Here is a 21,844-nt window from a genome sequence, read left to right on the forward strand (position 1 = left end):
GGGTGTGAGGGGCGTGAGGGGCGTGAGGAGAGTCCGATGAGCCGCGTGCTGTTCGTGGTGCCGCCCCTGACCGGGCATGTCAACCCGGCGGTCGGAGTCGCCGCCGAGCTGGCCGCCCGTGGTCACGAGGTGGCGCTCGCCGGGTACGCGGGCGTCATCGGATCGTTGATCCCGCCGGAGCTGGCCCTGCTGGCGTTACCCGAGGCGGTCCTGGGCGAGAAGTGGTCCCGGATCCAGGACACGTCTCGGGCGCTGCGGGGGCCGGCGTCGCTAAAGTTCCTGTGGGAGGACTTCCTGCTCCCGCTCGGCTCGATGATGGCCCCGGCGATCGACAGGATCATCGACGACTTCCAGCCCGACCTGCTTGTCATCGACCAGCAGGCGGTGGGCGCCGCGCTCGTCGCCCGTCGCCGGGGCCTGCGCTGGGCGACCCTCGCGGCGACCTCCGCCGAGTTCGACAACCCTTACGGGGTGCTCGCGGGCCTGGGGCAGTGGGTCGTCGACCGCCTGCGGGAGTTCCAGACCGGGCACGGAGTGCCGCCCGGCGAGGCGGCCGTCGGGGACCTGCGCTTCTCCGAGGCGTTGACCCTCGTCTTCTCCGTCCGGGAAATGCTGCACAACCCCGGGATCCCGGACTACGCGGTCTTCGTCGGCAGCGCGGTCGGGAAACGGGCCGGCGTGGGCGAGTTCCCCTGGGACTGGCTCGACCCGGCCCGCCGGGCGGTGCTCGTCTCCCTCGGCACGGTGACCCGGGAGGCCGGCGGTCGATTCCTGCGGGCGGCGGCGGAGGGGCTGCTCGGCCTGCCCGAGCGGGTACAGGCGATCGTCGTCGCCACACCCGGGCTCGTCGACGACCTCGCCGCCGCGGCGCCCGACGACCTGCTGGTCGCGCCGTTCGTGCCGCAGGTCGCGTTACTTCCGCGGTTGTCGGCGGTGGTGTGCCACGCCGGCAACAACACCGTCTGCGAGTCGCTGTCACACGGGGTTCCGCTGGTGGTCGCCCCGGTTCGCGACGACCAGCCGATCATCGGCGAGCAGGTCGTCCGCAACGGGGCCGGGGTGCGCGTCAAGTTCGGTCGGGCCGGACCCACCGCCGTGCGTTCCGCGGTGACGGCCGTGCTGGACGATCCGTCGTACCGGGCCGCCGCTGCCCGGATGCGGGCCGCCTTCGCCGCCGCCGGCGGGGTGGTCGCCGCCGCCGATCATCTTGAGAAACTGGCCTCCTGATGCTCGGTCTGGTGGTCGGTGCTCGGTCTGGTGGTCGGTGCTCGGTCTGGTGGTCGATGATCGGTCTCATGGTCTGATGCTCGAACGGTTCTGACGTCGTGCTGACATGGTTGCCGATCCTGGTGTGTGCCGGTCTGGCGATCAACGGTGTGCGGCTGCGCGGCCGGCTGCGTCGCCTCGACACCCTGCCAGCCTCCGGTCGCCCGGTGGACCCCGCGCATGAGTTCCTCGTCGCGACCGGGGTCCGCCTCTCCGACAGCGGCCGACGGGCGGCCAGTTACCACGCCAGCCGGGACCGGCTCGACGTGCTCGACCTCGTCCCGGCGGACCTGACGGCCGAACGGGCGCTCGACCTCGCCCGGATGGTCGACACCCGCACCTACCGGGCCGACCGCTGCGTGCCCGGCCGCGGCGCCTTCCAGGCGCTGCTGGTCCGCTCCGAGATCCTCCAGCGGGCTGGGATCACCCGCCGGGACGGTTTCGACCCGGTGGAGCTCGTCGACATCACCGAGCGGCTGAAGACCTTCGCCTCCGGCTCGACGGATCTGGCGGTGCTGCCGGGGCTGCGTGCCGCCCGGGACGACGCGGCGATGCGCGTCCGCGTCCAGCAGCGGGCCTACCGGTTCACCCGGCAGAACCAGCTCTTCCCGTTCGTACCCCAGATCGCCACCGCGATCGGCTTCCACGTGAACCAGCCGTTCGGCCTCGCGGCCATGGCGCTGTTCTGGTTCCAGCCGTTCTTCGTCTGCGCCGGCCGGGTGCCGCTGTCCCCGCGCGATCTCATTCGTTCCCCCATCGTGCGCATCCTCGGCGGGGCGCTGTTCGTGGTCGACTCCGTGCGGGCCGGCCGGGCGCAGGCCGTGAAGGCGGCCGAGGCGAAGGCCGCCGGGCTTCCCCCGGACCCGGTCAAGCATGCGGCCAGGCAGGAGACCGCCGCCAGCCGCGCCTCCTACTCCCAGGACGTCCAGGCTGGCCTTGACCGGTTCCTGCGCCACGACCGGGCCGACTGCCCCTGGTGCGGATCGGTCGAGCTTGCCACCCGGGTGGAGTCGCCGGACCTGCTCCTGCGCAAGCCCGGTTCCTTCCGGCTGGACGGCTGCGAGCGCTGCGGACACGTCTTCCTCAATCCGTCGCTGAGCCCGGCCGGGCGCGAGTTCTACGACCGGGACCGCTACGACGGCCTGCGCACCGATGTCGCCGAGCAGGCTCTGGCCGCGATCGCCCGCGACCGGCGCGAGCAGGCTGCTGCCGTCCGGCCGTTCGTGGTGCCACGGACCTGGCTGGACGTGGGGGCCCGGTACGGTCACTTCGCCAACGCGGCCCGCGAGGTATGGCCGAGGACGGTGTTCGACGGGCTCGACACCTTTCCCGGCCTGGCGAAGGGCTTGGCGCGCGGCTGGGTCGACCACGCCCACTACGGCCGTTTCCCCGACGTCGTCGACAGCCTCGCCGGCCGGTACGACGTCATCAGCATGTTCGACTACCTGGAACGCCGCGACGACCCGTCGGCGGAGCTCGACGCCGTCGCGAAGGCGTTGCCGCCTGGCGGGCACGTCGTCTGCGAGCTGGCCAACGCCGACTGCCGGCAGGCCCGCTGGCTCGGTCGGTTCTGGCCCGGCTGGGCGGTCCCCGGGCGCGCCCACTTCATCCCCGTGGAGAACCTGATTGCCGCGCTGGAGGACCGGGGGCTGCGGCCGGTCACGGTGCGCTTCGCCGCGGCGCGCCGTCCCGGTGGCCTGACCGGCGCCCTGCTGCTCGCCGTGGCCATGATCGCGCCACGCCCCATGCCGTGGCTGCCCCAGCAGGCCGGCCCGGCCGGCGCGGCCGGCCGCGTCCTGGTGATGCTTGTGGCCAGCCCCCTACTGGGATTGGCCCGCCTCCTCGACCGCCTTGCCGGCCGGTACGCGCACGACGCCCGGTACGCCGGCACCTACCTGATGATCGCCCGCAAGGAGCTCTGACCTCGACCGATCTCGGCGATGAGCGCGGTGTTGCCCATGCGTCGAGGGTTTCCTCCAGCGACTCCAGGTCGTCGACGCTGATGACGATCGCGCTGGGCCTGCCGTGCCTGGTGATCACGACACGCCCGTGCTCACGTTCGACGCTGTCCACGACCTCCGAGAGCCGGTTCTTCACCTCCGCCAGCGGCATCTGTTCCGAGAACGACATAGCCACGAGTACAGCAAGCTTGTCCTCCGTCGGGGCTAGGGGGCCGGATCGATGGGTCAGACCGGCCAGGTCTCGAGGCGCCAGGCGGCGTCCCAGAACATCAGCAACATGCGTGGACCGGTTGACCGGAATGTGCGGCGCGGCACAGGGATACGGGACGCGCCGAACGAATGTCCCGCGGAGCTCAGGAGGCCAGCGCCCGCGGAGCGCGCGGCACCGACGCCGACCAGCCGCGGTCACGCAGCGCCCCGCCTACGAGGGAAGCCACCTCGGCCGGGGCGTCCCGCGCCAGGCGTGCCGGCAGACGGATGAGAAGCTGGCCCGTCGGCTCGGCGACGACCGTCGGCCGGGGGACCGTCGCCTGGATCTCCACCCGCACGCGCCACGGCTCGTACCAGACGTCGAGGCGCGCCATCGGCTCGTCCGCGGGCCCGTCGACACTCGGGGTCCCCGCCGGCAACCCCCACTGCGCCTCGATGCGGCGGTACATGATCTCGGTGAGGTGCGGCGCGTCCCGGCCCAGATCGTCCAACGTCTCGGTGATCAGCGTCCGGCGGCTGATCGGACCACGCCGGGCCAGCGCGGTCCGCAGGCTCGCGACGGTGACGAAACGCCGGCGGACGGCGTCGACGAGCAGGCCCTGCGCGTCCGCGCGGGTAGACGCCCACTCGGCCATGTCGATGACGGACCGGGCGGGGGCCGTCCGCCGGGGCAGGCGGAGGGGATCGATCTCGGTGATGTCGAGCCGAGCGCTGTGCCGCAGAAGCACGCCCGGCGGCGCGGCGATCCGGCGGTCGGTGGGCAGGAGAACCGTCACCGGGCCGGTGTCGTAACCGTCCAGACCCGCGAGCCCCGCCGCGCAGGCGCCCGCGAGCACCGCGTCCGGGCCGACGGCCTGCAGGGCCCCCCACAGCTCCTGCATCCTCGTCACGGGTGCGGCGGCCGTGATCAGCACGCCGCGGAAGGGTTGCTGCCAGCGGCCGTCGTTCAACCGTCGGCGGATCTCGTCGCGGGTGATGCCGGCGTTGATCGCATCGCGCATCGTGATCACGCCGGCCTGCATGGTGGCGATCTCCTGCCAGGAGAGTCGGCCAGGGTTATGGGCCATGAGAAGACGATGGCGGTTGTCTGTCCGTTGGGCCAGAACCTTTTTCGGGTTGTGGATAACTTTCGGCTGTCTCCTTCCTGACGGCCGCGTTCCGGCCCGGGTCAGCCATGCCCCGGGTGGTGGTCCCCGACGCCGGGAACCCATCCCCGCGTCCCCGGGTGAGTGCTCTGACCCCCGGAGCCGCTGGAGCCGCTGGGACGTGCCTTGGGCGGGACGAGCCGGTAGACCTCCTCGTCGGCCGGCGGTTGCTGGCCGATGCCCGGAAACCCGACGGGCGGGGCGGGCTCGATCCGACGCCGTTCCTCCGCGCCGGTCCGCGCCGGGCCGGCATGATCAGTACCAGCCTGGCCCGTACCAGCCTGGCCCGCGCCGGACTGGATCATCCCGGCTCCGGCGGTTCCGGCGTGGTGACCCGCCAGGGGCGCGGCGGCCGCGTCGGGTACGGACCAGCGGTCGGCCGGGGAGACCCCGGGCAGCAGGACGGTGCCCGGATTGCAGTCCCCCGGCACCACCCGTCCCGCCCCATCGACCGGGTTGACCAGCAGGAATGCGGTCGCCGGCAGGGTCTGGACGGTGGTCGGCTCCACGGTGAACTCGTATACCCGCTGGGAGGTCGTGCCGTCGGTCGTCGAGTCGCTCACCGACGAGTTTGTCGTGCGCTGCCAGGTCTGCGATCGCGACGTCGTCACCGACTCCTGCCATCCGGCGTTCTTCGACGTGTTCTGCAACCAGGGCAGCAGCCGGGTGCCGTCGTAGGTCCGGCCGGTTCCGCCGCTGGTGCCGGCCGTCTCCGAGGTGCCGTCCTGGTCACCGACGCTGTCGCTGTCGCCGGCCGTGAAACTGCGCCCCACCTGGGCCGTCACCTGAGACATGACGAAACGGTAACCACGCCCGATGAACTCCGCCGCGGTCGCGGCGTCCTTACCGTTTCCCAATCTCATGATGATAGTCGAGCCCCCCTGGCTGCCCAGCACCCGTTCGGCGTCGTCGGCGAGCCGTTCGAAGAGCAGCACGAGCCGCACCCCGGCGAGCTCGGCGTGGCGGGTCAGCCCGGTCAGGACCGCTCGGCCGAGATGGTCCGCCCCGGCGACAACCAGCATGTCCCGGCTGGTCGGCCCGCCCCGCTGGCGGCGACGGAGCTGGTGGAGCACGGTCTGGACGAGGAGCCGGTCCGCGAGTTCCTTGCGGTGGGCGGACGAGTCCCGGCTCGACGTGGCGAGAACCCGCAGCCCGGGTACCGGCCACCAGGCCGCCAGCGGACGGGGCACACTGTCGGCCCTGGTCGTCGGCACCCTGGTCGTCGACCTACCGGCGGCGGCCGTCAACATGTGGGCCTCGACCGCCGCGGCCGGTGCCATCGCGGCCGGTGCCATCGCGGCCGTGGCTGGTGGTGGCGGGCTGAGCGCCTCCAGCGAGGAACGCAGGTAGCGCAGCTCATCGGCGATCCGGTCGCCGCGGCCGAACGCGTCCATGTGCGCGGTGAGCTCCCCGGCCTCGGCCGTCGACAGCGACATGGCCGTGCTGCCGTCGTCGAGACCTTCGAGGACGCGCAGGCCCTCGGCGAGGCGGCGAATGCTGAGCCGTTCGTACAGAACGACGGCGACGGTGGTGACCAGATCCGCGTGCAGGGCGCGTCGGTGCGGATCATCGCCGCTCTCCTGGGACAGGCCGAACGCGTCGGCGACGAGCTCGCCGGCTTCCCGCGGCCCGAGGCCGTCGAGGAGTGCCACCTCGTCGAGCTGGCGGGGCAGGTCCCAGGACTCCACCGGCCAGCGCGCCTGGCCAGCGAGGCGCGCCAACCCCCCGCCCACCGTCCGCTCGCTGAGATCGACGAGCAGGATCCCGGTGCCGCCGGTGAGCACCGAGCAGCCCGCGGTGGCCAGCAGGCTCGCCCATCCGTCGCCGGTTCCGCCGAACACGTCGATCCTGGGGGTCGCCGCGGGGGCCGAGACGGGATAGAAGACGGCGGTGGCCTCCCGGCGTTGCAGCTCGGCCCGGTCGTGCGCGTCGACCTCGGTTTGCCAGGACGTCAACGCCTGTAGGTAGCGGGTGTACCCGTCGGCCCGGGCCGCCGCGGCCCGGGATCGCGTCCGGCCCAGCCGGCAGTGCAGGACCAACGGAGGCAGGCACGCGACCACGGCGAGCGCGAGTCCCGCCGGGACGAAGAAGAACCCCCCCTCGCCCGCGAGCAGCGTGCCGAACACCACGAAGGCCATCGGCAGGACGAGCCGGGTCAGCAGGGCGCGGACGGCATGGTTTCGCCGGGCCGTGAGCGCGGTCAGATCGGGCGGTTCGGGCTCCTGCCAGGCCGGTTGACGGTCGGCGAGCGGGCTCGGGGTCGATGGACCGGTGTCGACGAACTCCCAGCCCCAACGCTCCCGTGGAACGAAGAGCCCCTGGATCAGTCGGGCCTCAGCCGTGGTCAGCGTGCCCACCCCCATCGCCGACCCTCCGCCGTCCCACTCGCCTGCTCCTGCGTTGCCGCCCACCGTGTCGCCGCCCACCATGCCGCGACTCCCCGCTCCCGATCATTGTGCACCTGGAAACGATCTCGGCACGCCCGGTGTCGGTACCGGGGCGTTACGTGGCCATTATGGCGTATGGTGTCCACTCTGTCGCATTCCGCCGTGCATGTCGGCCCTGCCGTAGCGCCCCGACGGTCGACGGGCCCGGGCGCTCAGTCCTGCGCTGTCCCGAACGCGGGTGCTGTCCCGAACGCGGGTGCTGTCCCGATGGGCGGGCCGGGGGCGATGGCTGCCGCGGTGGACTCCGGTGGGGCGCTCCCCGGTCCGCTCGGCGCGGGGCCGACGAGGTCGGAGATCTGAGTGGCCAGCTCGGCCAGTCCGTCGCCGGTGCATGCCTGGTGGAGTGCGTCCGACAGCGAGGCGGCATCCGCCGCGCCGGTGAGTTCCCGGACCGCCGCAGTGAGGCCGCTGACCGCCGGATCACCGATGTTGACCTTCTCCCGGCCCGGAGCGTAGAGGGCACTGTTCTTCATCCGGGTGAGCTGTTCGCCCACGGTCTTGCCCGGCAGGGTCAGGCCGCGCTCGCGCCAGGCCGCGGTGAGCGGATGCGGGCCCGCGTCGGCCCCCCGCCGGCGCACCGCGTCGACCAGTGCCTGCCGGACGTCCTGCCAGCGGTACATGCCCGCGGTCAGGTGCCGGGAGTCGACGGTGTTCGCCGCGTCTGCCGCGTCTGCCGCGTCCGCCGGGGACGGCGGCAGGCCGAGGAGCCGGCGCAGCGTCGCGAGCAGGGCGGTGGTGAAGTCGTCGGGGTCGACGAAGGGGCGCAGCGCGGCGGCGCGGGCGTCCGTCGCCCGGTCGGCGGCATGGGCGAGCGCGCAGTCGAGGATGCGACCCGGCAACGCAGCGAGGGTGGTCCGCAGGGGTTCCGCCGGAGCGAACGGCGCGATCCCGAGCAGATGGGTGAAGCCCATGACCTGGTGCGCGGCCACCGCCTCGACCCACAGCACCAGCAGGGGATCGCGGGCCGCGAGGGCGGACGTCTCCGTCTCCTCCAGGGTGCAGGCGGGACCGGCGACGCAGGCCGCGCCGCAGCCGAGGCTGCGCCGTCTGGCCAGGGGCACCTGGTCGTAGCGCGCGAGGCGCGCGCTTTCCCGGTCGTCTCCGGCGACCATCCGGGCCAGCACGGGACGGTCCATGCCGTCCGCGCTCACCGCCGCCACCCCCGCCGGCAGCGCCACGACCAGCTCGGACTGGTCGTCGCGCAGGTTCATTGTCGCGCCGACGGCTTCCCGGTCGTCGGCGGCCGGGAGCCGGTGCATCACCTTCAGCGCGGTGTTCTTGATAACGTCGGGAAGGATTTTCGCTGGGATCTGTTCCACGACAATGAGCCCCTCGCCGTAGGCGCGGATCTCCGCGAGCAGCGAGGCGAACAGGTCGACGGCGGCCGCGGCCGGGCCGTCGGTGACGTTCTTGAGCAGCCGGTGGGCCTCCTCGAGGACCAGGACGTGGCGCAGTCCGCCCGCGCCCGCGCTGCCGTACCGGACCCGCAGATGCTCCACGACGCGGATCAGGACGGCGCCGAGCAGGAACGCCTTGTCCTGGTCGCTGGTGATGTCCTCCAGCTCGAAGACGACGTTGCGCGCCAGCAGGGCGCCGATGTCGATCGGATGCCCGCCCTCGAAGAACCGACCGGGAGAACCCTCCCGCAGGCTGCCGATGCGCACGTCGACAAAGCCCCGGACGTCCGCCGTGACCTCCGCGCCGTAGCCGATATTCTCGACCACCCTCGTCGCGGTGCGCTGCAGGTCCCCGAGGGTCGGATAGCGCCTGCGCACGTCGACCTTCGGGTCCTCCTTCGGCCCGGCCACCCGGAATCTGGGCCGGTGCGCGGGCTCCGGCCGGTCCAGCACCAGGTTCCATCCCAGGTCTTGGTAACAGACCGTCAGCGCGCGGGCGAGCACCTGGGGGAACGGCTCGTGCGCCTCGAACGCCGCCAGGAACAGGGCCCGGACGAGATCGATGTGGCTCTGCAAGGGAAAGCCGGGCTCGGGTTCCAGCGGGTTCAGCGACGCCGGTGGAGCGTCGAGCCGGCCCGGCCTGATGACGAGCACCTCGGCGAGGCCGGCGAGCCGCCCGGCCATCCGGGCGTACTCGGCCTTGGCCGGCTCCAGGACCAGCCACGGAACGGGCGCCGGAGCACGGGTCAACGACTCCAGCAGCGACCGCACGGTCTGTGACTTCCCGGATCCGGTGGCGCCGCAGACGAAGGCGTGCCGGTTGAGCGTTGCGCGGGGAACCGAGAACGCGCCGGCCGGCATCCAGCCGGCGTCGAGCACGTCGCCGAGCCGAACGGCGCCGGGCGTTCCCCGGGGGTCCGCGGGACCGGACCGGTTCGGACCCTCGGGCGTCACGTCGAAGGCGTGCGGTGTGATCAGGGTGATACCCGGCAGCTCACGGCCGGGCGGCCGGGCCAGCGCCGCCAGCAGCTCCGCGCTCGCTCGCGGCGAGGGCCGCGGCGAGCCGGCCAGCCCGCCGGCTCCGGTTCCGGCTCCGGCCCCGCCGAGGGCCCCCGCGAACGAGGTGACCGGGCCGGTCGGACTCAACGTGTAGGGCAGCCGGTCGAGATCGCTGGAGCTGCACAGCAGGGCGGCCAGCGAGACCGCGCCGGCCGGGGTCACCCCACCGACCAGGATCTCCACGTCCCACATGCCGCTCGACGCGCCCCGGCCCAGTTCCCGGTAGCGGGCCTCCGCGCGCTCCAGGTCGAGCCGGGCGCCCTGGTCGTTCTCCCGCCGGCGCAGCACGGGAATCGATCGCGCGAGGTCCGCCCGTTCCTCGGCGAGATGCTCGGGGGGCACCGGCCACGCGAGCACAAGCCAGGCGAACGGGCCGACGAGATGCGCGGCGTAGTCGTCGAACGATCCGCGGCGGGTGTCCGGCGGCCGGACGTCGGTGCCGGGATCGGCGGCCCACAGGGCATCCGGGAGGCCTTCGCACCGCAGCCAGTAGGGGAAGCCTGCGAGCTGGGCGGGTACGGCGTCCGGTGGCAGCGCCACCGCTGTCGATCCCGGCGGGTACAGCAGCGGAACCGCGGTTGCGGCTGGTGTCGACGTGGCTGTTGCGAGCGACGTGGCTGTTGCGAGCGACGTGGCTGTTGCGAGCGACGTGGCTGTTGCGAGCGACGTGGCCGGTGTCGATGTGGCCGCCGTGGTCGGGTCTGCCGTGGTCGGGTCTGCCGTGGTCGGGCCCGCCGGGAAGAAGGGGCGGCCGCCGGCGAGGAACCGGATGTGCGCCTCACCCGGGCCCCGTAGCCAGGCGACGGCGATTCCCGGCCGGGCTGCTCCCGGCACCGGGTACGGGCCGCCGCGAGTGGACGCACCGGAGACGGTGGGTTCGTGGCCGGGCCCGAGCGAGGTCAACTGCGCGTGCGCGCCGACGAGGGCGGCGAAGAGCGCGGCCGGTACGGGATCGGGCCGGTCGGGTGTGTCGGGTCGCCGAGGGGCGGTGAGGACGCGGTGGAACCGGAAACCGGCGAGCACGATCGGAGGGGCCTATTCGTGCCGGCTGCGCCGGAAACGGCCGCCGGCCGTCCGTACCACCATGTCGGGCTCCTCGTGGTCTTCGTCTCGTCTCTCCGTGAACATACTTCTGATCATCGATGCCGATGTGGCAATCTATCACCCTCCGCTGGGCATTGGATCCGGATCGTGTCCATCATTGCTCGAAGTACCTGAATTCTGAGATCGGGGAGGAGTGAGGGTCGAACATGGAGGCATGGACGGTTGTCTCCGATCGTCACGGTCCCGGGCGCATGGACTCCCGTCGTCGTGATCGCGGTCTGCGGGTGTCGTGGGCCGACGCACCGGCGGCTGCTCCGGGATACCTCCCCGAGTCGGGGTACCTCGCCGGGCTGGGCTACCTCGCCAGGTCGGCGCGAATGATACGTATTGTCATCGCCGGTGCATCATGGCCGCAGCCGGATGGCGCGGGCGTGGCGGCCGCCGGGGGTGGCAGAGGTCACGGGGGTGGCAGGGGTCAACAGCGCGTCGCCGCCCCGCCCGTGGCGTCGTCCCGGAAGTCGGAGGCATGGCCGATCATCGCAGGAATCGTCGCCGGACCGAGACGCGTACGAGCCCCCCGCGGGGTCGCTCGGTCGCGGTCGGTGCCGCCGCGGTGGGTGTGACGTTGGCCGTGGGGGCGGCCAGTGCACTTCATCTCAGCAGTCCCGGCTCGGACCCGGGCTCCTCGCATGACCTGTCGGTGTCCGTACCGTCCGGGCCCAGGGGCGTGCCCCGGCTCGGACGCACATCCGGGCTCGATCCCACCTCCGAAGCACGCCCGGCGGGAGTGGGTGGGCCGGTGAGGACGAGCCGGGCGGCCGGCACCGGCGCGGACGGCAGGGCGGGGCCCGCCTCCGACCTCACGGCGATCCCCGGGGTCGGACCGGTGATGATGACGAAGATCCCGCAGGCCGCCCGGCAGGTGATCGTGGTGAGCGGCATCGACCGGAACGCGAACACCAACAACGTGACGCTGTGGGAACGAGCCGATCCCGGCTCCGCCTGGGAGACCTACGGCGCCCCGCTGATCGGCCGCAACGGCGCCGACGGCTGGACGTATGACCATCGGGAGGGCGATCTGCGCAGCCCGATCGGCGTGTTCAGTCTCACCGCCGCCGGTGGCAAGCTGGCCGATCCGGGCACCGGTCTGCCCTACGAGTATCGCCCGTCGTTCTACCGGGCGACGGGTCCGCGGGGCGAGCTGATGCCCGACGCGTTCAACTACGTGGTCGCCATCGACTACAACCGACTGCCCGGGCATCCGCCATCGGACCCGACCCGTCCGCTGGGCCCGCAGATCGGCGGGGACATCTGGCTGCATGTCGACCACAGATCGCCGACGCGAGGCTGCATCGCGGTGGAACAGGACGCCCTCGTGGCCATTCTCCGTTGGCTGACCCCAATGGCCCATCCCATGATCGTTATGGGAGGCGCGGCGGACCTCGGCGCCGACAACGCCCGCCCCTGAGCCCCTTTCCTTGCCTATCCAGAGGGATAAATCAGGCACAAAAGCCTCTGGACAGGCAAGGAAGCCGGCGAGGCTCAGCCGGCTGGCTTCTCCGCGTGCTGTTCCGCGTGCCCACCGAACTGCTTGCGCATCGCCGACAACAGCTTGTCGGCGAAGAGGCCCTCCCCGCGCGAGCTGAACCGCTCGTAGAGGGACGCTGTCAGCACATGGGCGGGAACGCCCTCCTCCACGGCGGCCAGTACCGTCCAACGTCCTTCCCCGGAGTCGGACACCCGGCCGCTGAACTCGGTGAGTCCGGGATCCTCCTGCAGCGCGGCGGCGGTGAGGTCGAGCAGCCAGGAACTAACCACGCTGCCCCGCCGCCACACCTCGGCGATCGCGGTGGTGTCGAGGTCGTACTGGTAGTACTCCGGGTTGCCCAGCGGGGCGGTCTCGGCGTTGTGCTCGGCGGACGTCGTGCCGATGTTCGCCTTGTCGAGCACCGCGAACCCCTCGGCGAAGGCGGCCATCATGCCGTACTCGATGCCGTTGTGCACCATCTTGACGAAGTGACCGGCGCCGTTCGGGCCGCAGTACAGGTATCCCTTCTCGGCCTGGGTGATCTCGCCGGTCCGGCCCGGGGTCCGGGGGATGGTGCCGACGCCGGGTGCGATCGTCTCGAACAGCGGCTCCAGGCGGGCCACGACCCCCGGTTCGCCGCCGATCATCAGACAGAAGCCGCGTTCCAGCCCGAACACGCCCCCGGAGGTGCCGACGTCGACGTAGTGGATGCCCCGCTCGATGAGCGACGCGGCACGCAGGATGTCATCCCGGTAGTAGGAGTTGCCGCCGTCGATGATCACGTCGTCCGGCGCGAAGTGCTCGGCCAGGGCCGAGACGGTCTCACCGGTCAGCCCGGCGGGCACCATGATCCAGGCAGCCCGGGGCGGACGCAGGGCTGCGGCGAACTCGGCGAGGCTCCGCGTCTCCGTGGCGCCCTCCGCCGCCAGGGCCTTGACGGCCTCGGGGTTGACGTCGTAGACCACGCATTCGTGACCACCGCGGATCAGCCGGCGCACCAGGTTGGCACCCATCCGGCCGAGTCCGATCATCCCGAGCTGCATCTTCATCTCTCCGCTGGTTCGTCTCGATGGCCCGCTCCGGCGTGTCGCCGGGACGGGCCCGGCCTGGCGCTCCTGACGCCATTCTCCGTGCTGCATCCGTGCTTCCCCGTCCGTGGTGCACGTGCTTCTCGTCTCCGAGCCGGCGCCGGCCCGGTCACGGTCCGTCCGTGCCGTCTGGATCCTCTGGATCCTCTGGATCAGTTGGATCAGTTGGATCAGTTGGCGAGCCGGGCGGGACTCCGAAAGTTCCCGATGATCTTCGGTTGGCGTGGATCGAGCGGCAGATTCTAACGAGCAACGACGGAGGGCTTGTGAGCGAGCCGGGCAGGGCAGGGGAGGCGGCCATGGATGCCGACGCGGACGTGATTGTGCTCGGCGCCGGGCCCGCGGGCGAGAACGTCGCCGGCCGCTGTGCTGACGCGGGTCTGTCCGTCATCGTCGTCGAACGCGAGCTCGTCGGCGGGGAGTGCAGCTACTGGGGCTGTATCCCGAGCAAGACCCTCCTGCGGCCGGGGGAGGTGCTGGCGGCGGCCCGCCGCGTTCCCGGCGCGGCGTCGGCGGTCACCGGACCCGTCGACGCCGCCGCGGCGTTCGCCCGGCGAGACCGGATGGTGGGCGACTACTCCGATTCCTCCCAGGTGCCCTGGCTGGTCGACAAGGGCGTCGAGCTGGTGCGCGGGACCGGGCGCCTGGTGGGGCCCGCCGGCCGGGTCGCGGTGACGCTGCTGGACGGCACCCGCCGGGTGCTGACCGCATCCCGAGCCGTGGTTGTGGCCACCGGGACGCGGGCCGCCGTTCCACCGATCCCCGGTCTCGCCGACGCCGAACCGTGGGACAACCGGACCGCGACCGGCGCGCGGAAGGTCCCGCACCGCCTCGTGGTGCTCGGCGGCGGCGCCGTGGGGGTGGAACTCGCCCAGGCCTTCCGCCGGCTCGGTAGCGCGGAGGTGACCTTGATCGAGGGATCGCCCCGGCTGCTCGTCCGGGAGGAGGAGTTCGTCAGCGAGCAGCTGCGGGCCGCCTTCGAGGCGGCCGGCATCACGGTGCGGCTCGGAAGCCGGGCGGTCGAGGTCCGCCGGGCCCGGACGGGACCGGACGGCTCGGCCGGGCCGGTGACCGTCACGGTGGAGTCGGCGGATCCGGCTGAGCCGGCTGAGCCGGCCGAGTCGGGTGAGCGGCGGCCGCGCCGCGATGCTGTGGTCGCCGACGAGATCCTGGTCGCCGTCGGGCGCACCCCGGCGACCGGCGACCTGGGCCTGGAGACCGTCGGCCTGCAACCCGGGCGGTTCATCGAGGTCGACGACCGGCTCCGCGCGGTCGGCGTGGCGGGGGACTGGCTCTACGCGGTCGGCGACGTCTGCGGCCGCGCGCTGCTCACCCACATGGGCAAGTACCAGGCCCGGCTGGCGGCCGACGTCATCACCGGCCGCCGGGACCTCGCCGGCGCTCCCGTGCGCGACCTGGCCGACCCGGCGGTCGTCCCGCGGGTGACCTTCACCGATCCACAGGTCAGCGCGGTCGGACTGACCGAGCGGGCCGCGCGGGAGGCCGGGATCGCCGTGCGGGCCGTGAGCGTGCCGACCGGCTCGGTGGCCGGCGCGTCGGTGCGGGGGGAGGAGATCACGGGCACGTCGAAGATCGTCGTGGACGAGGCCCGCCGGGTGCTCGTGGGAGCGACCTTCACCGGTCCGGACACCCAGGAGATGGTGCACGCGGCCACGATCGCGATCGTCGGAGAGGTGCCGTTGGAGCGGCTGTGGCACGCGGTCCCGTCGTTCCCGACAGTCAGCGAGGTCTGGCTGCGCCTGTTGGAGGTCTACGGATGACGTCGTTGCGCGGACGTCGTTGCGCGGACCGCAGCACCGAAACGCCTGGGCGGGGCCGCGGATCGGGTTGGCCGAGCCTTCAGGACGGCCCGCCGGTCGCCGCCGGGGCGCGGTGGTCGGTCCGGCCCAGCCGGCGCACGTCGGGCGCGCCGAGCCGGGCCGCGTCGGCGGTCGCGTCGTCGGCCTGCCGCTGCGAGGCCCGTTCGGCCTCCACCCGGGCGAGGTAGTGCTCGACCTCGCGGGCGCGGGTCGCCTGGTCCCAGCCGAGCACGGGGGCGATGAGATCGGCCACGTGCTCGGCGGCCTCCACCCCCCGGTCGATGGTCTCGATCGAGACGCGGGTCCGCCGGGTGAGCACGTCCTCCAGGTGCAGCGCCCCCTCGTGGGAGGCCGCGTACACCGCCTCCGCGGCCAGGTAGGTCGATGCCCCGCGCAGCGGCTGGGCGAGATCCGGCCGCGTCTCGATGAGGTCCAGGAGCTCCTCGGTGAGGGTGCCGTAGCGGTGCAGGAGGTGCTCGATCCAGCCGACGTGCAGCCCCGCGCGGCGGGCGAGGCTCTCCCGGGCGTTCCACAGCGCGGGGAACCCGTCCGCGCCGAGCAGCGGGATCTTCTCGGTGCACGACGGCGGCACCGCCCGGTTCATGCCGTGCACGGCCGCGTCGACGGCGTCGGCGGCCATCACCCGGTAGGTCGTGTACTTCCCGCCGGCGACCATCGTCAGCCCGGAGACGGGGCTGACCACGGCATGCTCGCGGGACAGCCGCGAGGTGTCCTCGGACTCCCCGGCGAGCAGCGGGCGCAGCCCGGCGTACACCCCGGTGATATCCGCCGCCGTGAGCGGCGTGCGCAGCACCCGGTTGACCGTGCCGAGCAGGTAGTCGATGTCGGCGCTGCTGGCCGCTGGATGGGCGAGGTCGAGGCTCCAGCCGGTGTCGGTGGTGCCGATGATCCAGTGGCTGCCCCACGGGATGACGAACAGCACGCTCTTCTCGGTGCGCAGGATCAGGCCGGTGGCGCCATGGATGCGGTCGCGGGGCACGACGATGTGCACTCCCTTGGAGGCCCGGACCGACAGCTGGCCACGTCCCCCCACCATCGCCTGGATCTCGTCGGTCCACACTCCGGCAGCGTTGATCGTCTGGCGGGCCCGCAGCTCGATCTCGGCGCCCGACTCGAGGTCACGTACCCGCACGCCGGCGACCCGGTCGCCCTCCCGCAGGAAGCCGGTGACCCGCGCGCTGGTCGCGATGAGCGCCCCGTAACGGGCGGCGGTCCGCGCGACGAACACGGTGTGCCGCGCGTCGTCGACCTGGCCGTCCCAGTACTGGATCGCGCCGACGAGGGCGTCCGGGCGCAGCGACGGGAACTCCCGCAGCGCCGCCTTGCGGGTCAGGTGCCGGTGATGGGGCATGGTGGTGTCGCCGCTCGGCCCGATGCGGGCCAGCCCCTGCCCGAGGGTGTCGTAGAGCAGCACGCCACTGCCGATGTAGGCACGTTCCCAACCGTGGCGGGTCAATGGCAGCAAGAACGGGATGGCCCGGACCAGATGGGGCGCGAGCGTGTCCAGCATGAGGGACCGCTCCCGCAGCGCCTCTCGGACCAGCGGGGCGTTGAGCTGCTCGAGGTACCGCAGCCCGCCGTGGATGAGCTTGCTCGACCGGCTGGACGTGCCGGCGGCGAGGTCGCGCGCCTCGACCAGGGCGACGGACAGGCCCCGGGTCACCGCGTCCAGCGCCACCCCCGTGCCGGTGACCCCGCCGCCGATCACGGCCACATCCACCGGATCCGCCCCCAGCCGGCGCAGTGCCTCGGCGCGGCCGACCCGGTCGAGCCGGGCGGTCGGGGTTCCGTGTCTGGTCGGCGTCATCGCCAGTTGCTTCCTCTCCTGCGAACGTCCTCGCGTCCTGTCGTCGTGATCGCCCGGGACGCTCCGGCGGCTCGCCACCCATCGTGCCGGCTGTCGGTGTCCGGTGTCCGGCGCCCGGGCGCGGGATCGTTGAACGTCCATGAACGTCTGTGAACGTCCGGCCGGGGCGTGGTGGGATGCGAATGCGACCGTCCCGGGATCCCGCGCGAGGCGACCGGATGGGCGACCGGATGGGCGACCGGATGGAGGTCAACACCAGATGGAGGTCAACGCATGGACCTGACCCACCCGCCGGCCGAGGAACGGTTCCGTGCCGAGTTGCGGGCCTGGCTCGCCGAGAACATCCCCGCCCCCTGGACGGAGCCCGGGTTCTGGGCCGGCGTGGGGGAGGCCGAGGGCTTCGACCTGCGGCGGGACTGGGAGCGGCGCAAGGCGCTCGCGGGCTTCGCCGGGATCGACTGGCCGGTGGAGTATGGCGGCCGGGGCGGCACCCCGGGGATGAGGGCCGTCTACGACCAGGAGATGCAGCTCGCCCGGGCGCCGCGCTCGGTCAACACGCTGGGCCTGGCCTTCCTCGCGCCGACGGTGATGGCGGTCGGGACACCCGAGCAGAAGCGCGACATCCTCGGGCCGATGCTGCGCAACGAGGTGATCTGGTGCCAGGGCTTCTCGGAACCCGGCGCGGGCTCCGACCTCGCGGCGCTGCGTACGTCCGGGGTGCTCGACGGGGACGAGTACGTGGTCAACGGGCAGAAGGTCTGGACGACGTTCGCGAACCGCGGAGACAAGATCTTCACCCTGGTCCGGACCGAGCCCGGCAGCCGGCGCCATCACGGCATCTCGCTGCTGCTCATCGACATGCACGCTCCCGGGGTGGAGGTCCGGCCGATCCGGCAGATGAGCGGCGCCAGCGAGTTCGGCGAGGTCTTCCTCACCGACGTGCGGGTGCCGGCGTCGGAGTGCCTGGGCGGGATCGGCAACGGCTGGGCGACGGCGATGCTTCTGCTGTCGTTCGAGCGCGGCGCGTCCGGGATCAGCCAGTACACCGGCTTCCGGCGCAGCTACGACGAGATCGTCCGGGTCGCCCGGGCGCTCGGCCGCGACACCGACCCGGTGCTGCGCCAGGAGTTGGGCCGGCGCATGGTCGAGCTCGAATGCCTGCGCTACCACTCGATGCACGTCCTCACCCAGGTAGAGCAGGGCCGGGACCTGGGGGCCGAGTCGTCGATCACCAAACTGCAGTGGTCGGAGACGTACCAGGACCTGTTCGAGACCTTTGATGCGCTGCTCGGCGCCGATGTGGCGCTCACCCACCCCACCGCGGACCTCGATCTGACGACGCTGCGGCAGGAGAGCTTCTGGACCCGCTCCGTCACCATCTGGGGTGGATCCTCGCAGGTACAGCGCACGATCGTCGCGGAGCGGGTCCTCGGCCTGCCACGCGGATCATGATCATTGTCGCGATTCGGGCCTGCGCCTACGTCTGCGCCCGCGCCTGTTCATCCCGCTGATCCTGCCTCGCCCCGCCTCCGGAGGTCCGAGCCCGTGTTCTTCGCCCTCACCGACGAGCAGCGCGCGCTCGCCGCCACCGTCCGGGACTTCCTGGCCGACCGCTTCGATCTGACCGCCGTCCGCGCGGTCTTCACCGATCCCGACGGTGACGGACACCCCCCCGAGCTGTGGAAGGCGATCGGCGAACAGGGCTGGCTCGCGGTGTGCGTGCCCGCGCGGTTCGACGGTCTCGGGCTCGGGCTGCTCGACGCACAGATCATCGCGCGGGCGTTCGGAGCGGGGGCGATCCCCGGGCCCTGGCAGCCGACCGTGCTCGCGGGCGAGGCGGTGCGGCTCGCCGGCTCGGCGGACCAGGCGGCGGCGGTGCTCGCCCCCCTCGCCGCCGGTGACCTGGTGGCCACCGTGGCGCTGCGGGGCCCGGGCGGGGGATACGACCGTACCGGCATCGCGGTCCGCGCGACCGCGGACGGCCGGCTGGGCGGTGTCGCGTCCGGCGTCGAGTATCTCGAGGTCGCCGGGCTCGTGGTGGTCGCCGCCGTCGACCCCGCCGGGGTCGGGCTCTACCTGCTCGATCCGCATGGCCCGGGGGTGACGGTCACCGCCCAGCGCGGCTTCGACGGCACCACCCGGCTGGCCTCGCTGTCCCTGGCCGACGCGCCCGCGACCCGGCTGCCGGCCTCCGACGTCGCGGTCGCTGCGGACCTGGTCCGTCGTGGTGCCCTGCTCACGGCCGCGGACCTCGTCGGTGTCGCGCGGGCCGCGCTGACCCGGACCGTCGCCTACGACATCGATCGGGTGCAGTTCGGCCGGCCGGTCGGTTCGTTCCAGGCGCTCGCGCACCATCTCGCCGATCTGCATGTCGCCGTCACGATGGCCGAGCACGCGGTGCTGTACGCGGCGCACGCGCTCGACACCGCCCTGCCCGACGCGGAGCTGGCGCTCGCGGTGGCGAAGAGCAAGGCCAACCAGGCCGCCGGGGACGCCACCGCGGCGATGATCCAGTACCACGGGGGGATCGGCTACACCTGGGAGCATGATGCGCACTTCTTTTACAAGCGGGCCAAACGCCAGATTCCCGCTTTTGGTGACACTCCTGCGCATCTGGAGCGCATCGCGGTGCTGACCGTCGACACGTTGCCCTGACCGCCCCCGATCCCGCAGCACTCGCAGCGGTGCTGGTTCCTCGGCGCTGCTGGTCCTTAGCGCGTCAGCGTATGGTCGAACAGCTGCCGGGCCGGGCCCAGGGCTGCCCGGCGGTCGGCGGGAGCCAGCCCGATGCGCGTCCGGCGATCCAGCAGGTCTGCCGGGTCGAGCGCGCCTTCGTCCCGCACCGCGAACAGCAGCTCCGCGCCGGTGACCGGCGTCCCCTCGGCGACGGGTGCCAGCAGGTCGGGGTCGCCGTCGGCCAGGGCCAGCACCCTCGGTGCCTCCGTCCCGTACCGCTCGACCAGACGGCGCGGCGCGGCCACCGTGGCGAGGACTGATCGAGGTGCCGCACCGACCAGGCCGAGCCGCCGGGTACGGCAGGGGCCGGCGTCGAGGTCGCCCACCGCGACGGCGGCGTCCACCGCGTCGGCGGCCATCCGTCGATAGGTCGTCAGTTTGCCGCCGACCACCGTGACCAGGCCGCCCGGGTCGGTCCGCACCAGGTGCCGCCGGGAGAGATCGGCGGTGCGGGCGGTGCTGGTACGGGCGTCGGCGGTGTGGTCGGTGGCGGTGTGGTCGGTGGCGGTGTGGTCGGTGGCGGTGTCGAGCAGGGGGCGCAGGCCTGCGAAGGCGCCCAGCCGGTCCGCCGGGTCGATGGGGGTGGCCAGCACGTTCGAGACGATGCCCAGCAGCTGCGCGATCTCGTCCTCGTCGGGCACCGGGACGTCGACGACCTCCTCGACCGGCACGTCGGTCAACCCGACGTAGACGCGGCCGTCGTCCTGGGGCAGCACCAGCGCGAACCGGTTCCGTTCACCCGGCATCGGCAGGGACAGCGCCGCGCGGGTCCCGGCCAGGACGGTGGAGCGCAGCACGAGGTGGGTGCCGCGGCTCGGCCGCAGCCGGATCCCCGGCGCCAGGTCCGGCGCCCACACGCCGGTGGCGTTGACCACCGTCCGCGCACGCAGGGTGATCCGGGTACCGGCGAGGGTGTCCACCGCGGTCGCCTCGATCCCACGGCAACCGTGCCGGCCCGGGCCGGCACGGTTGCCGTGGGATCCGGTGCCGAGGGCACGCGCCGCGCTGCTGCCGCCGTCGAGGCCGTCGAGGCCGTCGAGGCCGGTCACCCGCAGCCGGGTCAGGATCCGGGCGCCGAATCCGGCGGCGGTCCGGGCCAGCGCGACGACGAGACGGGCGTCGTCAACGAGCTGGCCGTCCCAGTGCAGCACCCCGCCGCGCAGCCCGGCTTCCCGGAGCGCGGGAGCCACCCCGAGCGTCTCCACGGCGGTCAGCCGGCGTGGGCCGGGCAGGACCGCGCGGGGCGTGCCCGCGCCGCGGCGCAGCAGGTCGCCGAGCCACACCCCGGCCTGGACCAGCGCGGCGTTCGACCGCGGTACTCCCGGGGTCAGCGGGGTGAGCATGGGCAGCGCCCGCACGAGATGGGGCGCGGTGTGCCGCATCAGGATGTCGCGTTCGACGGCGCTCTCCCGCGCCAGCGCCACGTCTCCGGTGGCCAGGTAACGCAGCCCGCCGTGAACGAGCTTGGAACTCCATCGGCTCGTGCCGAAGGCGAGGTCGTGCGCCTCGGCGAGGACGACGGACAGGCCGCGGGAGGCGGCGTCCAGGGCCACCCCGGCCCCGGTGACCCCACCGCCAATCACCAGCAGGTCCACCGGGCCGCCGGCCGCGACGGCGGCCAGCTCCCGTTCCCGCCGCCCGGCGTTCAACGAGGTCGCCGCGGTCGGCCGGAGCGTCAGAACCGTCATGGTGATCCCCCAGTGCTCTCCTTGACCGGTTCCGGCGCGAGGTAGCCGCGCAGGAGCCGGCGCAGTTCGGCGGTCCGGGTCGCCGCGGGGACACCGCCACCGAGGGCCTCGGCGGACAGGACGAAGGACTGCACGACGAGCAGGACCATGAGGGCCAGCGCCGACGGGTCCGCGGGCCGCACGGCGCCGTTCGCCGCGGCGGTGCGGAACTGGCTCGCCAGCAGGTCCAGGATCATCTGCTGGGTGGCGCCACGTCGCTCGATCAGGTACGGGATCAGCAGCTCGGGATCCGTCTCGATAATCCGCAGATAGAGCGGGTTGGTGCGGAACGCCTCCACCGTCGTGATGATGTGCTCGACGAGATCGTCGAGCAGCCCGCCGTCGACCAGCCCGCCGTCCGGCCCGGCCTGGGCCATGGCCGACGCGGCCGTCACGACCTGGGTCCACTCGCGGGTCATCACATCACCGACCAGCGAGCGCAGGTCCGGCCAGCGTCGATAGAGGGTCATCCGGCTCACTCCGGCGCGGCGCGCTACCTCGGTCAGGGTGGTCCGCCGGACCCCGACCGCCAGCAGGGACGCCTTGGCCGCGTCGAGGACGGCCTCCTCGCCGGCGAGAGCCATCCAC

General features: G+C 72.9%; 13 protein-coding genes and 1 pseudogene. 6 read left to right on the forward strand and 8 right to left on the reverse strand.

The annotated features are described in order from the left end of the window. Positions 1-36: 36 nt before the first annotated feature. On the forward strand, positions 37-1,227 hold the full coding sequence (locus tag AC08OV_RS15160) for a glycosyltransferase (protein ID WP_476619820.1): 1,191 nt from the start codon (positions 37-39) through the stop codon (positions 1,225-1,227). Positions 1,228-1,325: 98 nt separating this feature from the next. Beyond that, positions 1,326-3,188, forward strand: coding sequence for a class I SAM-dependent methyltransferase (locus AC08OV_RS15165; protein ID WP_476614478.1), 1,863 nt, complete (start codon positions 1,326-1,328; stop codon positions 3,186-3,188). A 13-nt stretch (positions 3,189-3,201) separates the two neighbouring features. On the opposite strand, the pseudogene AC08OV_RS15170 reads toward AC08OV_RS15165, so the two are convergent. From AC08OV_RS15170 to AC08OV_RS15185, 4 genes and pseudogenes are all read right to left on the reverse strand, one after another. Then, a pseudogene (locus AC08OV_RS15170) lies at positions 3,202-3,396 on the reverse strand (type II toxin-antitoxin system Phd/YefM family antitoxin); the annotation flags it as partial. A 184-nt stretch (positions 3,397-3,580) separates the two neighbouring features. After that, positions 3,581-4,504 carry a type IV toxin-antitoxin system AbiEi family antitoxin domain-containing protein gene (locus tag AC08OV_RS15175; protein ID WP_476614477.1) on the reverse strand — a complete coding sequence of 308 codons (924 nt, stop codon included), beginning with the start codon at positions 4,502-4,504 and terminating at the stop codon, positions 3,581-3,583. A gap of 101 nt (positions 4,505-4,605) precedes the next feature. Further along, on the reverse strand, positions 4,606-7,011 hold the full coding sequence (locus AC08OV_RS15180; protein WP_476614476.1) for a hypothetical protein: 2,406 nt from the start codon (positions 7,009-7,011) through the stop codon (positions 4,606-4,608). Positions 7,012-7,181: 170 nt separating this feature from the next. Then, positions 7,182-10,508, reverse strand: coding sequence for an ATP-binding protein (locus AC08OV_RS15185; RefSeq protein WP_476614475.1), 3,327 nt, complete (start codon positions 10,506-10,508; stop codon positions 7,182-7,184). A gap of 820 nt (positions 10,509-11,328) precedes the next feature. Here AC08OV_RS15185 and AC08OV_RS15190 point away from each other — a divergent pair. Beyond that, positions 11,329-11,997, forward strand: a complete 669-nt coding sequence (locus AC08OV_RS15190) for a hypothetical protein (protein WP_476614608.1) — start codon at positions 11,329-11,331, stop codon at positions 11,995-11,997. A 74-nt stretch (positions 11,998-12,071) separates the two neighbouring features. On the opposite strand, the gene gnd is transcribed toward AC08OV_RS15190, so the two are convergent. Beyond that, positions 12,072-13,100: a phosphogluconate dehydrogenase (NAD(+)-dependent, decarboxylating) gene (gene gnd, locus AC08OV_RS15195; protein WP_476619823.1), complete on the reverse strand. Its 1,029-nt coding sequence runs from the start codon at positions 13,098-13,100 to the stop codon at positions 12,072-12,074. 344 nt (positions 13,101-13,444) lie between these two features. Between gnd and AC08OV_RS15200 the strand changes: the two genes are divergently transcribed. Further along, on the forward strand, positions 13,445-14,926 hold the full coding sequence (locus AC08OV_RS15200; protein ID WP_476614612.1) for a dihydrolipoyl dehydrogenase family protein: 1,482 nt from the start codon (positions 13,445-13,447) through the stop codon (positions 14,924-14,926). Between the two features lie 79 nt (positions 14,927-15,005). Here the strand turns inward: AC08OV_RS15200 and AC08OV_RS15205 are convergent, their stop codons facing one another. After that, on the reverse strand, positions 15,006-16,793 hold the full coding sequence (locus AC08OV_RS15205; RefSeq protein WP_476619821.1) for a glycerol-3-phosphate dehydrogenase/oxidase: 1,788 nt from the start codon (positions 16,791-16,793) through the stop codon (positions 15,006-15,008). Positions 16,794-17,066: 273 nt separating this feature from the next. On the opposite strand from AC08OV_RS15205, the gene AC08OV_RS15210 reads away from it, so the two are divergent. Further along, complete coding sequence (locus AC08OV_RS15210) at positions 17,067-18,245, forward strand: acyl-CoA dehydrogenase family protein (RefSeq protein ID WP_476614609.1); 1,179 nt, start codon at positions 17,067-17,069, stop codon at positions 18,243-18,245. Between the two features lie 93 nt (positions 18,246-18,338). Beyond that, on the forward strand, positions 18,339-19,448 hold the full coding sequence (locus AC08OV_RS15215; RefSeq protein ID WP_476614610.1) for an acyl-CoA dehydrogenase family protein: 1,110 nt from the start codon (positions 18,339-18,341) through the stop codon (positions 19,446-19,448). Positions 19,449-19,504: 56 nt separating this feature from the next. Here AC08OV_RS15215 and AC08OV_RS15220 read toward each other — a convergent pair whose 3' ends face one another. Together AC08OV_RS15220 and AC08OV_RS15225 are read right to left on the reverse strand one after the other, a co-directional pair. Next, on the reverse strand, positions 19,505-21,217 hold the full coding sequence (locus tag AC08OV_RS15220; protein WP_476619822.1) for a glycerol-3-phosphate dehydrogenase/oxidase: 1,713 nt from the start codon (positions 21,215-21,217) through the stop codon (positions 19,505-19,507). Then, positions 21,214-21,840: a TetR/AcrR family transcriptional regulator gene (locus AC08OV_RS15225; RefSeq protein WP_476619824.1), complete on the reverse strand. Its 627-nt coding sequence runs from the start codon at positions 21,838-21,840 to the stop codon at positions 21,214-21,216. The genes AC08OV_RS15220 and AC08OV_RS15225 overlap by 4 nt, the downstream gene beginning before the upstream one ends. Between the last annotated feature and the right edge of the window lie 4 nt (positions 21,841-21,844).

This window comes from Frankia sp. CeTa3Moorea (assembly GCF_978021225.1).